We start from the raw sequence: 13,269 nt of genomic DNA, 5'->3' as shown, positions 1-13,269 counted from the left end.
CAGCACCCGGACGATACCTCGTTCGAACGCCCGCTTTTCGAGCCGCGACGGGGCGGGCACCATCGGGGAGGAACGACGAATGGGGGGTGCGATGGCGGCGGAGCGGGCGGTCGGCGTCCCGGCGGACGCGGCGCGCCGCACCCGGCGCCGACCGTCTCCGGTGCGCGGCCGGAACGCCGAACTCGACGTCCTGACCGGGCTGCTCGATCGCCTGGCCGAGGGCCGCGGTGGCGTCGTCGTGTTCCAGGGCGGCGCCGGGTCGGGCAAGAGCCGGCTGCTGGCCGAGGTCCACGGGCTGGCCGGCGCGGCCGGGGTACGCACGCTCGGTGGTGCGGCCGAGGCGGAGACGCGGCTGGTGCCGTTGGCGCCGCTGCTCGACGCGGTGCACGGCCCGGTCGAGGAGATCCTCGGCGGTGATCTCGCCCGCCGCCTCGCCACCGGCACCGACGAGCGGTTCGCGCTGTTGCAGGAGCTCCAGGACCGGCTGGAACGGGCGGCCCGCAGCGCGCCGCTGCTGATCACCGTCGACGACCTGCACTGGGCCGACGACGTCACCCGGCTGGTGCTGCGCACGCTCCCGGAACGCCTCGAGGGCCATCGCGTCGCCTGGGTGCTGACCAGCCGGCTCACCGAGGCCGACCCGACGACGGCCCGGTTGGCCGCGGCCGGCGCGACGGTTCGCACGCTCCACCCCTTGGACGACGACGCCGTCGACGCGGTCGCGTCGGACGTGCTCGGACGCCCGCTCGAACCGGGTGAACGGCATCTCGTCCACCGGGCCGGCGGCGAGCCGTTGCTCCTCGTCGAGGTGCTGCGCGGCCTGGCCGAGCCGTCGGGCACGGTCCCCGGCCGGCTGCGCGCGGTGATCAGCCGCCGCGTCGAGCGGCTCTCCGAGCCGGCCCAGGAGGCGGTCCGGATCGGCGCGGCGGTCGGTGACCGGTTCACCGTCAGCCAGTTGGCCGCGCTGCTCGACCGTTCCCCGGCGGCCCTGGCCGACCCGCTCGGCGAGCTGGCGAGCGAAGGCATCCTCACGTCCGACGGTGAGCAGCAGCACTTCCGGCACGGGCTGGTCCGCGAGGCGCTGAGCGCCGACCTGCCGGTCGACCTGGTCCGCGCGTTACGCCGCCAGGCCGTCGACGTCGAGCTGGCGGCCGGCCGGCCGGTGCTCGAGGTGGCCGACGCGCTGCTCGACTCGGCGCTGCCCGGTGACGTGGCCGCGGTGGGCCTGCTCCGGCGGGCGGCGCTCGCGGCCGCGCCCGAACGGGCCGCCGAGCTGCTGGCCCGTGCGCTCGAGCTGGCGCCGCCCGAGTACCGCGACCGGGGCACGCTGATCGCCGACGCGGTGGGCGCACACGTGCTCGCCGACCGCGTCGCCGAAGGGCTCGCGCTGGCCGAACGGTCACTGCAGGGCCCGCTCGACCCGGAGGTGGAGGCGAGCATCCGGCTGTCGATCGCGGTCGTCCACCGGGAGTACTCGTTCGTGCAGTCGGTGCGGCAGAGCACCACCGCGCTCGGCCTGACCGGCATCTCCGCCCGCACCCGGGTCCGGCTGCTGGCCACCCAGCTGCTGATCCGGATCCGCGATTACGAGATCGAGGCCACCGCCCCGTTCGTGCCCGGCGCACTGTGGCTGGCCCGGGTCATCGGCGACGTCCAGGCGGTCTCCGCGCTGCTGGCGGCGCAGGCCTGCGTCCGCCTGCACACCGAGGGCATCACCGCCGCCCGGGAGTCCCTCGCCGCGGCGCGTGCGGTGCTCGCGGGCGGCCCGCCGCCGCTGCTGTGGAGCCCGGCGCTGCTCACGGTGGTCTGCGCGACCATGGCCGGTGAGGTGGGCACCGCGCTCGCCGCGATCGACGCCGAGCCGGCGCGGAACTTCTTCCAGCACGCGCTCCGGGCGCGCCTGAAGTTGGACGCGGGTGCGCTGGCCGAGGCGGCCGAACTGGCCGCGGCGGTGCCGGAACGCCCGGAGACGATGGAGCCCGACCACACCGCGGCGATCGTCGGTCTCTACACGGCGGGCCGGGCCGCGCTGGCCATCGGCGACGAGACCGGAATCACCACGGCGGCACGCAACGCGCAACGCATGCTCGACGCCGACTCGCTCGCCGTGCGCTGCACCGGTGCCTGGCTCGCCGCGCTGGTCGCCGACGCCCACGGCGAGCCCGCGCGGGCGCTGGAGCTGGCCGCGCCCGCGCTGGCCCGGCTGGAGAGCGTCGGCCCGTGGCTGGCCGAGCCGCCCGACCCGGGTGACCCCGCGCTGCTGGTCCGCATCGCGCTGCGCGCCGGTGACCAGCGGCTGGCCGACCGGGTCGTGGCCAGGGCCGCCGCCGACGCCGCGCGCAACCCCGACCTGCCCGCGCTGGTCGCCGGCGAGGCGCACGCCCGTGGGCTGGCCGAGCGCAGCGCGTCCCTCCTCGACCGGGCCGTCACCCTGCTGGAGCCGGGCGACCGTCCACTCGCGCTGGCCGCCGCGCTCGAGGACGCCGGCCGGCTGGCCGAGGCCGGCGTCGGCTACCTGGACCGGGCGTTGCTGCTCTTCACCGCGCACGGCGCGCACCGCGACGCCGCCCGGATCCGCGCGCTCCTGCGTGAACTGGGCGTGCACCGCCGCCGGGCCGGGCGGGCCCGCGGGCTCACCGGCTGGGCGGCGCTCACCGCGACCGAGCTCGAGGTGGTGCGCATCATCGGCCGCGGCGCCACCAAACGCGAGGCCGCCGACCGGCTGTTCCTCTCCCCGCACACGGTGAGCACGCACCTGCGCAACGCCTACGCCAAGCTCGGCATCCGCTCACGGGTGGAGCTGGCCCGCATCGTGCTGACCGAGGATCACTGACCCGGCCGGCGGCGGGCGGCCAGCCGGAGCAGCGCCCGGACGGTGGGCGGCGGGACGTCGAGGGCCGCCGCGATCTCCCCGGTGTTCGCGCCGGCCGCGGCGAGATCGGCGGCGCGCGCCTCGGGGCCCGGCGGCTCGTCGACGGGTCCGACCGGCCGGCCCGCGGCGGCCAGCCGGTCCCGGACCAGGGCGACGTCGTGGTGGCACCCCGCCGCGCGGTAGAGCCGCAGCGCCCGGTGCAGCGCGGTGTCGTCGTCCGGTCCGCCGGGTATCCGCATCGCCCCGGCGTCGGCGTAGGCGTCGGCTCGGATCAGGACCCGGTCGCAGGCCGCGTACGCGGTCGCGGCGCGCAGGATCGGGCCGGGGTCGCGGTGGACCAGCCCGGTGAGGTGCAGGGTCAGGCCGTGCAGGAACGGCAGCCGCGGGTTCCGGAGCTCGAGCCGGTGGAAAGTGTCCAGAATGTCCAACGCGACGGCCTCGTGCCCGGCACGCAGCGCCAGCCGGGCGACGAGCAACTCGTCGGCGGCGTCCGAACCCGCGAAGAAGCGCACGCCTTCGGGTTCGCGGTTCTCGCCCACCCGGCCGATCAGCTCGGCGAGGGAGTCCTCGTCACCGGCCCGTTCGGCCAGGAGAGCGGCGTCGAGCAGGGCGGTGCCCCGCTGCCAGCGCAGTTCGCTGCGTAGCCGGGCGGCCACCTCGCGGCGCGCGTCGGCCACGTCGTCGGCCGTGCCCCGGCGCGCCGCGACCCGTGCGCGCACCCGGGCCACGAGCACTCCGGCGAAGCCGTCCGGGTCGACCACCTCGGCGAACTCGCGGACGCCGTCGGCCTCGGCCTGGGCGAGCGTCACCCGGCCCAGGTTGAACTGGAGCTGCGCGCGCACCGCGCCCCAGCGCAGCATCGCCAGACCGGGCCCGGACACCGCGGGCGCGGCCAGCGCCAGCCCGTCGGAGGCCCGCCCCACCGCGCTGAGCAGCATGCACGGCCACAGGTCGTACGGAGCGGGCCGGGGCGCCGCCGTCCGGGTGAGTGTCCGGAGCGCGTCGGCCTCGTCCTGCGCGGCCAGCGCCGCCTCCCAGTCGCCGGCGTAGAACGCGACGACCGAGCCCGACTCCAGCGTCGTCAGCTGGGCCTGGACGTCGTCGGTCTGGCCGGCCGCCGCCCGGGCCGGCGCCTGCAGCTCGGGCACGTCCTCGTACTCGTCGGCGGTGTAGAGCGCGCCGATAAGCAGGGAGAGCAGCCGCGCACGCAGCTCGGCGCCGAGGCCGGGCAGCGCGAGCGCCAGCCGGCACTGCCGGATCGTCTCGACCGAGGAGTAGTTCGCCACCCGCAGCGCCAGCTCGAGCCGGGCGCCGGCCTCGGTCGCGGCGTCCGGGAAGTCGCGCAGCGACGCGTCGCTGACCGCGGAGCCGTCCGCGCCGCGTTCGGCGGCCCACAGCGCGACGGCGGCCTCGGCGGCCAGCCGCGCGTGCGCGGGCGTCCCGGGCGGATCCAGGTCCAGCGCGCGGAGATACAGGTCCGCCGCCGGGGACGGGGTGTTCTCGCCGAGCGCGCGGGCGGCCGCGGCCAGGATCGCGACCGCGTCGGTGTCGCCGGGCTCGGCCACCACGGCGAGCACCGACGCCACCTCCACCGGGGACGCTCCGGCGGCCAGCCGCAGGTCCACCCAGGCCCGCCGGTGGCCGCGCCGGTCGGCCGGTGGCACGAACCGGACGGCGAACCGCTGGAACGACTCGTGCCGGAACGCGTAGCTCCCGGCGTCGACCAGGTCGGCCGCGGCCAGTTCGGCGGCCGCCGCGCGGACCGCCGACTCCGGCCGGCCGAGCAGTGCCGCCACGTCCTCCGGCCGCCACCGCCGGCCGAGCAACGCGGCCACGCCGGCCACCTGCCGGGCCGCCGCCGAGACCTGACCGAAGCCGTGTTCGAGCTGCTCGGCCAGGATCGGCGGAACGCGACGGCGCGCCAGTTCGTCCACGTGCGCTCAGTGCGGGATGTTGCGGACGTTCTGCCGCGCCAGTTCGATCGCCGCGCCCACCCCGCCGCCGAGCACGGTCTTGCCCAGCGACAGCGCGAATCCCTTGGCCTCGGCCACGGTCACGTGCGACGGCACCTCCAGAGCGTCGGGCGTCGTGACGACGTCCAGGAGCGCGGGGCCGTCGTGGGCGAGCACCTTCTCGACCGCGCCCGCCAGGTTAGCGGGGTCGGTGACCCGCTCGGCGTACAGGCCGGCGGCGGCGGCGATCGCCGCGAAGTCGACCGGTTCGTGGTCGGTCTCGAACGGCGGGTCCCCGGCGACCATCATCTCCAGCCGCACCATGCCGAGGCTGGAGTTGTTGAACACGACGGTCTTGACCGGGAGCCGGTGCTGCTTGACCGTGAGCAGCTCGCCCAGCAGCATCGCCAGCCCGCCGTCGCCGGAGAACGAGACGACCTGGCGGCCCGGCGCGGCCAGCTGCGCGCCGAACGCCATCGGGAGCGCGTTGGCCATCGAGCCGTGCACGAACGAGCCGAGGATGCGGCGCCGCCCGGTCGGCGTGAGGTACCTGGCCGCCCAGGTGCAGCACATGCCGGTGTCGACGGTGAAGATCGCGTCCGCGTCCGCGGCCCGGTCGACGAGGCGGGCCAGATACTCGGGGTGGATCGGGGTGCGCTGGTGGTGCTCGTCGGTGTACGCCTCGATGGCCGTGCGCAGCGTGTGCTCGGTGTGGCGCAACATGCGGTCGAGGAACTTGCGGCCGGTGCGCTGCTCGAGCAACGGCAGCAGCGCGCGCAGCGTCAGCCCGACGTCGGCGGCCACGCCCTGCACCAGCGGCGTGCGCCGCCCCAGCCGAGCCGGGTCGCGGTCGACCTGGACGGTACGGGCGCCGGGCAGGAAGTCGTCGTAGGGGAAGTCGGTGCCGAGCAGCAGCACCAGGTCGGCGTCGTGCAGGGCCTCGTAACAGGCTCCGTAGCCGAGCAGCCCGGTCATGCCGACGTCGAACGGGTTCTCCCAGCCGAAGATGTCCTTGCCGCGCAACGTGTGACCGATCGGCGCCTGCACCCGCCCGGCGAGCTCCAGCACCTCGGCCCTGGCGTCGGCGCAGCCGATACCGGCGAAGATCGCGACCTTGTCGGCGCGGGTGATCCGGTCGGCCAGCTCGCGGATCTCCGCCGGGTCGGGCGCGGTCCGCGGAGCCGCGGTGACCAGGCGTTCCGGCCCGCCGGACCCGACCGCGTCCGCGGCCAGGACGTCACCGGGGAGCACCAGCACCGCGGCGCCGCGCCGGCCGACCGCGTTCTGCACCGCCAACCGGGCCATCCGGGTCAGCTGCTCGGGCTGGGCGACGGTCTCGCAGTAGTGGCTGGCCGGGGCGAAGAGCGCCTCCGGCTTGGTCTCCTGGAAGAACCCGGTGCCGATCTGGCGGGACGCGATGTGGGAGGCCAGCGCGAGCACCGGCGCCCCGGACCGGTGGGCGTCGAGCACACCCTGGATCAGGTGCGTGTTGCCCGGCCCGCAGCTACCGGCGCAGACCGCCAGCTGACCGGTGACCTGCGCCTCGGCCGACGCGGCGAACGCGGCCGCCTCCTCGTTGTGGACGTGCACCCACTCCAGCCGGCCGCTGCGCCGGACGGCGTCGCTGAACGCGTTCAAGCTGTCGCCGACGATGCCGTAGATCCGGCGCACACCGGCGTCGGCGAGAAATGCGACCAGTTGATCGGCGACGGTGTGGCTCACGCGAGGCTCCTTCCGGCGGACGCTGACGGTCCCAGCCAAGCCCAGCGACCGCGACGGCGCATCCGTCATCTGACCCAAGGCGGGCCCGGCGTTAGCATGACGCCCGTGAGACGGTTGCTGGCGCTGATCTGCGTCGCCGCCTCGCTGGCGATCGGCTCCTGCTCGTCGCCGGACGACCGGGCGGTCGTCACGTTGCTCACCCACGACTCGTTCCGGGTCAGCCCCGCCGTGCTGGCCGACTTCGAGCACCGCAGCGGTCTCCGGGTGCGGGTACTGCGCTCCGGTGACGCCGGCGCGCTGGTCAACCAGGCGATCCTGAGCGCGGGCCACCCGCAGGGCGACGTGCTCTACGGCGTCGACAACACGTTCCTCTCGCGGGCGGTGAAGGCCGGGATCTTCACGCCGTACCGCGCCCCGGCCACCGTGCCCCGGCAGTTCGACCTGGACCCGGCCGTCAACCCGGTCGACTACGGCGACGTGTGCGTCAACTACGACAAGGCCTGGTACGCCGAGCACCGGCTGGCGCCGCCGCGGAGCTTCGAGGACCTCACCCGGCCCGCCTACCGCGACCAGCTGGTGGTGCAGAACCCGGCCACCTCGTCGCCGGGGTTGGCGTTCCTGCTCGGCACCGTCGCCACGTACGGCCCGGCCGGCTGGGCGGGCTGGTGGAAGCGCGTCCGGGCGAACGGGGCGCTGGTGACCGACACCTGGAGCGAGGCGTACGACCAGCGGTTCACGGTGGGCTCGCAGGGCCGGGGCGACCGGCCGCTCGTCGTGTCCTACGCGTCGAGCCCACCGGCCGAGGTGCTCTACGCGGCCGAACGACCGTCGACCGCCCCGTCCGGTGTGCTGGTGGACACCTGCTTCCGGCAGATCGAGTTCGCCGGGCTGCTCGCCGGGGCGGAGAACCCGGCCGGCGGCCGGAAGCTGATCGACTTCCTGGTCTCGGCCGAGTTCCAGCGCGACCTGCCGCTCCAGGAGTTCATGTTCCCGGTCCGGCCCGACACCCCGCTACCGCGCGAGTTCACCGAGTACGCGCCGCTCCCGGCCCGGCCGCTCACGGTGCCGGCCGGGGAGATCGACGAGCACCGGGACGCGTGGATCGCCGAGTGGACCGCGTCGGTGCTGCGCTGACGCCGGTCACCGCGCGAGGTCGGTGTAGGCGTCGTCGGGGTGCGGGGGCGTGCGTACCCGCGCGGCGATCAACGCGGCGACCAGGCAGGCACCGGCGCCCACCCAGAGCGCGGCCCGCGGCCCACCGGCCGAGACGATCCAGCCGGTCAGCGCGCTCCCGATCGGCGTGGTGCCGAGGTAGACGAACACCCACAGCGCCATCACGCGGCCACGGAACGCCGGCGACGAGTGCAGTTGCAACGTCGTCGAGCACAGCGTGACGAAACAGAACGCCGCCACGCCGGTGACCAGCAGCGTCACGCAGGCGGCCAGGGTGCCCGGGGCCACCGCGGTCGACGCCAGCCCGACGCCGAACGCGGTGGCCGCCGCGACCAGGTACCGGCGGCGCGGATGGCGGACCAGACCGACCGCCAGCGACCCGGCCACCGAGCCGATGCTCAGCATCGTCGAGAGCAGGCTGTAGGTGCCCCCACCGCCGTGCAGCGTCCGGTCGGCCAGCACCGGCAGGATGACCGCGAAGTTGAACGCGAGCAGCCCGACCAGCGCCATCATCGCCAGCGGCACCCAGAGCTGCTCCCGGCCGCGGGCGTACGTCAGCGCGGCACGCACGCCGGAGCCGCCGGCCGGTCGGCGTGCGGTGGCGATCGGCCGGACGAACAGCAACGCGACGATGACGGCCAGGTACGAGACCGCGTTCACCGCGAAGCAGGGCGTCGTCCCGACCGTGACGATCAACGCACCGGCCAGCGCGGGCCCGATCACCCGCGCGCCGTTGACGACGACGCCGTTGAGGCTGACGGCGCTGGCCAGGTCGTCCGGCGGCACCAACGCGCTGACGAAGGCCTGCCGCGCCGGGGAGTCCGCGATCGACACGACACCGGAGACGACGTTGATCGCGACGATCGCGGGCACCGACGCGTGCCCGGAGGCCGCGAGCACCCAGAGCAGGCCGGCGCAGACGGCGTACAGCGCCTGCGTGGCCAGCAGCAGCCGGCGCAGGTCGATCCGGTCCGCGAGCGCGCCGCCCCACGGGCCGAACAGCAGCGAGGGGATCCCGCCGACGGCCAGGACCAGCCCCAGGGTGCTGGGTGAGTGGGTGAGCTGGAGGACGAGCCAGCCGATCGCCGTCTGCTGCAGAAAGGTGCCGCTGGCCGAGGCGACCTGACCGGCGAAGTACCGCCGGAACGGACGCGACGAGAGCGCCCGGAACGTACCCCGCCGCCGCGCGACGGGCGCACGCGCCGTCTCCGGCATCACGCTCAGTCCATCACGATCCACGGGTGTCTCCTTCGGGCTGTGGTGCCGGGACCGCGGTGCTGCGCCAGGTGAGTGTGGCGGCGATCGACGCGGCGACGGCCAGTAGCCAGCCGCCCGCGCCGATGGCCTGGTAGGCGGCGACCGCGACGAGGCCGCCGGCGAAGAACCCGGCGATCAGCGGCCAGTGCGCCGACCACGAGCGGCGGGCGTCGTCGCGGGCGGCGTCCCGTGCGGTCAGGAGCCGGGTGGCGGCGATGCCGGCCGCGACCACGTTGCCGGTCATCACCGCGGTGGAGGGCACCGGCCGGACGTCGAGGTGGAGCATGGCGTTCTGCACGGCCATCGCGGCCACCGCGGCGAGGCCGGTGAGCAGGCCCGCCGCGCCCGCCGGTCCGAACAGCGCGATCGCACCGGCGAGCGCGACGAGGACGGTCTGCGCGGTCAGGAAAACGCTCGTCGAGCGTCTCCGGTCGTCGCCCAGCCGGTCCCGGACGAGCGTGGCGGCCACCGTGACCGCGACGAACAGCGGCACCGCGATGGCGACGGCCGGCCCGATGCTCCGGCCCGTGACGACGTGGTCGGCGATCACCACGACGTTGCCGGTGACGTGCGCGCTGAACAGCCCGTTCAGGCTGACGAACGTGGTGACGTCGACCAGGCCGGCGAGGAAGCTCAGGCTGAGCGGCAACGCCCGGGTCACCATCGGGGCCGCCCGCGCCGGACCGCGCGGTCGATCGCCGCCGGGACGAGCAGCCCCAGCGCCAGCAGGACCACGGTCGCCCCGGCCAGCGTGAGGTCGTCGACCGCCCGCACGAGCAGGGCTCCGTCGTCGGGCCGGAGCTGGACGAACGCGCTCATCGCCCGGAACACCAGCACGCCCGGCATCATCGAGACGACCGACGCGAACCCGATCCCCGCGAACGGCACCCGGAACCGGCGCGAGACCGGGACCAGGACGAGCCCGGCGAGCAGCGCGGCCAGGCCGGCCGACGAGGCGGCGTCCCAGTGCAGCCGGGCCTGGGCCAGCCAGTGCACCCCGTGGACGAGCCCGCCGACCACCAGCGGCCAGGCCAGCATCCGCAGCGGCGCGGAGTAGAAGACGCCGTAACAGACCGCCACCACGCCGGCGACCACGACGTCGACGAGCAGCGGGACCTCGCGTCCCGCCGGGTCGGGCGCCAGGTCGGCGCCGACGGCCCCGAGCCCCAGCAGCAGCCCGGTGCCGATGCACAGCAGCGTCACCGACGCGAACGTGAGCCGGGCCAGCCCGAGCGGGATCCGGTACGCGGCGACGTCGAGCGCGCCGTTGAGCAGGTGCGGGCCGGGCACGAGCACCATGCACGGACACACCGCGGCCAGGCGCAGCGCCGAGCTGTCGTCGAGCACGATCGAGAGCGCGCCGATCAGCCCGGCGAGCAGCGCCGCCGCGCCGACCTGCCAGAAGTTGTTGCCGCCGAGGCGGCCGATCGCGCGGCGGAGCACCGCGCCGGCCGCGGCCGACACCGCGATCAGCAGCACGGTCTCCACGTGCCGCACGCCGAGCAGGACGGCCAGCCCGCTCGCTCCGACCGCGCAGGCCGCCGCGAACACCGCGACGTTCACCGGCGGCAGCGCGGCCGCCGCGGCCAGCCGTTCCCGGGCCTGTTCCACGCTCGTGCGGTGCGCGGCCAGGTCGTCGATGGCCCGGTCGGCGGCGACGACCCGGTTCATGGCCACGGCCGCGGGGACCGCCACCACGGGCGGGCCGGTCTCCAGGACGGAGACCGACCAGCCCGGCTCGAGGTGCATCCGCTCCACCCCGACCGCGCGGGCCAGTTGCTCGGCGCGCTCCAGCGTGCGATCGGTCTCGGCGCCGCTGGAATGCAGCACGCTCACCGCGTCCGCGATCACCGCGGTACCCGCGGTACCGGTCGGGGTGGCGGTCATCAGGCTCCGCCCACTCCGTGGCCGACCATCTTCTCCGGCTGCACGATCTGGTCGAACTGCTCCGCGGTGACCTTGCCGGACGCGAGCGCGGCCGCGCGCAGCGTCTGATCGTCGGCCAGCGCGGCCTCGGCGATGTGCGCCGCGTTCTGGTACCCGATGACCGGGCTCAGCGCGGTGACCAGCATCAGGCTCTCGCCGAGGTACCCGGCGATCTTCTTCCGGTTCAGCTCGGTGCCCTCGACGCTGAACGTACGGAACTTCTCCATCCCGTCGCCGAGGATCCGGGCCGAGTGCAGGACGTTGTTGATGATGATCGGCCGCATCGCGTTGAGCTCGAAGTTGCCCTGCGACCCGGCGAACGCGACGCCGCTGTCGTCGCCGAGCACCTGGATCGCGATCATGACGATCGCCTCGCACTGGGTGGGGTTCACCTTGCCCGGCATGATCGACGACCCGGGCTCGTTCTGCGGCAGCAGCAGCTCGGCGAAGCCGGTCCGCGGCCCCGACGCGAGCCAGCGCATGTCGTTGGCGATCTTCATCAACGCCACCGCGAGGCCACGCAGCGCGGCGTGCGCGCGCACGATCGCGTCGAGCGAGCCCTGCGCGGCGAACTTGTTCGGCGCGGTGACGAACGGCTTGCCGGTCAGCTCGGCGATCTTCGCCGCGACGTCCCGGCTGAAGCCGGCGGGGGCGTTGAGGCCGGTGCCGACCGCGGTGCCACCGAGGGCCAGTTCGTAGAGGCCTTCGCGGCTGTGTTCGATCGCGGTGATGCACGCCCGGAGCTGCGCGGCCCAGCCCGACCACTCCTGGCCGACGGTCAGCGGGACCGCGTCCTCGAGGTGCGTGCGGCCGATCTTGACCACGTCGGCCCACTGCGCGGCCTTGGCCTCGATGGTGGCGGCGAGCTGCCGGGCCTGGGGCAGCAGCCGGTCGTCGAGCTCGGTGACCGCGGCGACGTGCATCGCCGTCGGGAACGAGTCGTTCGACGACTGGCCCATGTTGACGTCGTCGTTGGGGCCCACCGGCTCCTGCGAACCGAGCTGCCCGCCGAGCAGCTGGATGGCCCGGTTGGACAGCACCTCGTTGACGTTCATGTTGCTCTGCGTGCCCGACCCGGTCTGCCAGACGAAGAGCGGGAAGTTCTCGTCCAGCTGCCCGGTGATGGCCTCCTCGGCGGCACGCACGATCGCCTGGGCCTTCCACTCCGGTAACCGCCCGGCGGCCTGGTTGACCAGCGCAGCGGCCTTCTTCACGTACCCGTAGGCGTGGTACACCTCCACCGGCATCCGGTCGCGGCCGATCGAGAAGTGGATCAGCGAACGCTGGGTCTGGGCGCCCCAGTACCGGTCCGCGGGCACGTCGATCGAGCCCATGCTGTCGAACTCGCGCCGGGTGCCGGTGTCGGTGAGGCCGATCGGGACGTCTCGGAGCTGCGGGATCATGCGCTCAGCCCCGCTTTCAGGAACGCGACGGCTTGGGCGACGGCCGCCTGGGACGCGTCCGTGTCGTGCAGCGAGTTGACCATCACGAAGTCGTGGATGATCGCGGAGTACGTCACGTGGGTGACCGGCACCCCGGCGGCGCGCAGCTTGTCGGCGTAACCGGCGCCGTCGTCGTGCAGGACGTCCTCGAGCGCGTTGATGATCAGCGCCGGCGGGAGGCCGCGCAGCTGGTCCGGGGTGGCCCGCAGCGGTGACGCGGTGATCTGGGCCCGGTCCTCCTCGCTGGTCGTGTACTGGTCCCAGAACCACTTCATCCCGGTCCGGGTCAGCCAGTACCCCTCGGCCCAGCGGTGGTAGGAGTCGGTGTCGAAGCCGGCGTCGGTCACCGGGTAGAACAGCGCCTGGGCTGTGAAGGAGACGTCACCGCGCTCCTTGGCCATCAGCGTCAGCGCGATCGCCATGTTGCCGCCGACCGAGTCACCGCTGATCGCGATCCGGGAGCTGTCCAAGCCCTCGTCGGCACCGTGCCGCGCGACCCAGGTCGCCACCGCGTACGACTGCTCGTTCGCGATCGGGTACTTGGCCTCCGGGGCCCGGTCGTACTCGGGGAACACCACCGCCGCCCCGGTGCCGACCGCGAGGTCACGGACCAGCCGGTCGTGGGTGTGGGCATCGCCGAACACCCAGCCCGCGCCGTGCGTGTAGAGCACGACCGGCAGCGGGCCGGCGGCGTTCTTCGGCTTGACGATGCGCGCCTTGACCGAGCCGGTCGGGCCCCCGTCCACCGTGATCCACTTCTCGTCGATCTCGGGCTTGTCGATCGGGCTGTCCTGCACGCTGTCGACGGTCTTGCGGCCGTCGGCGGGGGCGAGTTCGTAGAGGTAGGGCGGCTCGGCCGTGGCCTCGGCGAATTGCTGGGCGGCGGGCTCGAGCGAGACGTTGTGTGGGTTCGCGGGCATGACGA

The 13,269-nt window shown here is 74.6% G+C and carries 9 protein-coding genes; 2 read left to right on the top strand and 7 right to left on the bottom strand.

Annotated features, from left to right (window positions below; genetic code table 11):
• Positions 1-79: 79 nt before the first annotated feature.
• The gene (locus tag ABD437_RS30015; RefSeq protein WP_344652299.1) at positions 80-2,833 is read left to right on the top strand and encodes an ATP-binding protein; all 2,754 of its coding nucleotides are present in this window, start codon (positions 80-82) and stop codon (positions 2,831-2,833) included.
• Here the strand turns inward: ABD437_RS30015 and ABD437_RS30010 are convergent.
• Complete coding sequence (locus ABD437_RS30010; protein WP_344652298.1) at positions 2,827-4,806, bottom strand: hypothetical protein; 1,980 nt, start codon at positions 4,804-4,806, stop codon at positions 2,827-2,829. The two genes, ABD437_RS30015 and ABD437_RS30010, sit on opposite strands and share 7 nt — an antisense overlap.
• A 6-nt stretch (positions 4,807-4,812) precedes the next feature.
• The gene (locus ABD437_RS30005; RefSeq protein WP_344652297.1) at positions 4,813-6,546 is read right to left on the bottom strand and encodes a thiamine pyrophosphate-dependent enzyme; all 1,734 of its coding nucleotides are present in this window, start codon (positions 6,544-6,546) and stop codon (positions 4,813-4,815) included.
• A 96-nt stretch (positions 6,547-6,642) separates the two neighbouring features.
• Here ABD437_RS30005 and ABD437_RS30000 point away from each other — a divergent pair, with 96 nt between their 5' ends.
• Positions 6,643-7,680 (top strand): thiamine ABC transporter substrate-binding protein, encoded by a 1,038-nt coding sequence (locus ABD437_RS30000; protein WP_344652296.1) that lies wholly within the window; start codon positions 6,643-6,645, stop codon positions 7,678-7,680.
• Between the two features lie 6 nt (positions 7,681-7,686).
• Here ABD437_RS30000 and ABD437_RS29995 read toward each other — a convergent pair whose 3' ends face one another.
• Genes ABD437_RS29995 through ABD437_RS29975 form a run of 5 tightly spaced genes read right to left on the bottom strand, consistent with a single transcriptional unit; the run spans position 7,687 to position 13,264 of the window.
• On the bottom strand, positions 7,687-8,958 hold the full coding sequence (locus ABD437_RS29995) for an MFS transporter (protein WP_344652295.1): 1,272 nt from the start codon (positions 8,956-8,958) through the stop codon (positions 7,687-7,689).
• Positions 8,948-9,640 (bottom strand): YoaK family protein, encoded by a 693-nt coding sequence (locus tag ABD437_RS29990; RefSeq protein WP_344652294.1) that lies wholly within the window; start codon positions 9,638-9,640, stop codon positions 8,948-8,950. The genes ABD437_RS29995 and ABD437_RS29990 overlap by 11 nt, the downstream gene beginning before the upstream one ends.
• On the bottom strand, positions 9,634-10,863 hold the full coding sequence (locus ABD437_RS29985) for a threonine/serine exporter family protein (RefSeq protein WP_344652293.1): 1,230 nt from the start codon (positions 10,861-10,863) through the stop codon (positions 9,634-9,636). Before ABD437_RS29985 ends, ABD437_RS29990 begins: the two co-directional genes overlap by 7 nt.
• Positions 10,863-12,305 carry a class II fumarate hydratase gene (gene fumC / locus ABD437_RS29980; RefSeq protein ID WP_344652292.1) on the bottom strand — a complete coding sequence of 481 codons (1,443 nt, stop codon included), beginning with the start codon at positions 12,303-12,305 and terminating at the stop codon, positions 10,863-10,865. Before fumC ends, ABD437_RS29985 begins: the two co-directional genes overlap by 1 nt.
• Positions 12,302-13,264: an alpha/beta hydrolase gene (locus ABD437_RS29975; protein WP_344652291.1), complete on the bottom strand. Its 963-nt coding sequence runs from the start codon at positions 13,262-13,264 to the stop codon at positions 12,302-12,304. Before ABD437_RS29975 ends, fumC begins: the two co-directional genes overlap by 4 nt.
• Positions 13,265-13,269: the final 5 nt, after the last annotated feature.

The sequence above is a fragment of the Cryptosporangium japonicum genome, assembly GCF_039524755.1.
In the GTDB taxonomy this organism is placed as follows: domain Bacteria; phylum Actinomycetota; class Actinomycetes; order Mycobacteriales; family Cryptosporangiaceae; genus Cryptosporangium; species Cryptosporangium japonicum.
Note: the sequence above shows the minus strand (reverse complement) of the source record. Positions and strands in the feature narration are given on the sequence as shown.

What these genes read in the sequence shown, in the direction of transcription:
- ABD437_RS29990 (WP_344652294.1), bottom strand. Translation starts at nt 9,640, where the DNA reads ATGGTGACCCGGGCGTTGCCGCTCAGCCTGAGCTTCCTCGCCGGCCTG.
- ABD437_RS30015 (WP_344652299.1), top strand. Translation starts at nt 80, where the DNA reads ATGGGGGGTGCGATGGCGGCGGAGCGGGCGGTCGGCGTCCCGGCGGAC.
- ABD437_RS29985 (WP_344652293.1), bottom strand. Translation starts at nt 10,863, where the DNA reads ATGACCGCCACCCCGACCGGTACCGCGGGTACCGCGGTGATCGCGGAC.
- ABD437_RS29975 (WP_344652291.1), bottom strand. Translation starts at nt 13,264, where the DNA reads ATGCCCGCGAACCCACACAACGTCTCGCTCGAGCCCGCCGCCCAGCAA.
- ABD437_RS30000 (WP_344652296.1), top strand. Translation starts at nt 6,643, where the DNA reads ATGACGCCCGTGAGACGGTTGCTGGCGCTGATCTGCGTCGCCGCCTCG.
- fumC (WP_344652292.1), bottom strand. Translation starts at nt 12,305, where the DNA reads ATGATCCCGCAGCTCCGAGACGTCCCGATCGGCCTCACCGACACCGGC.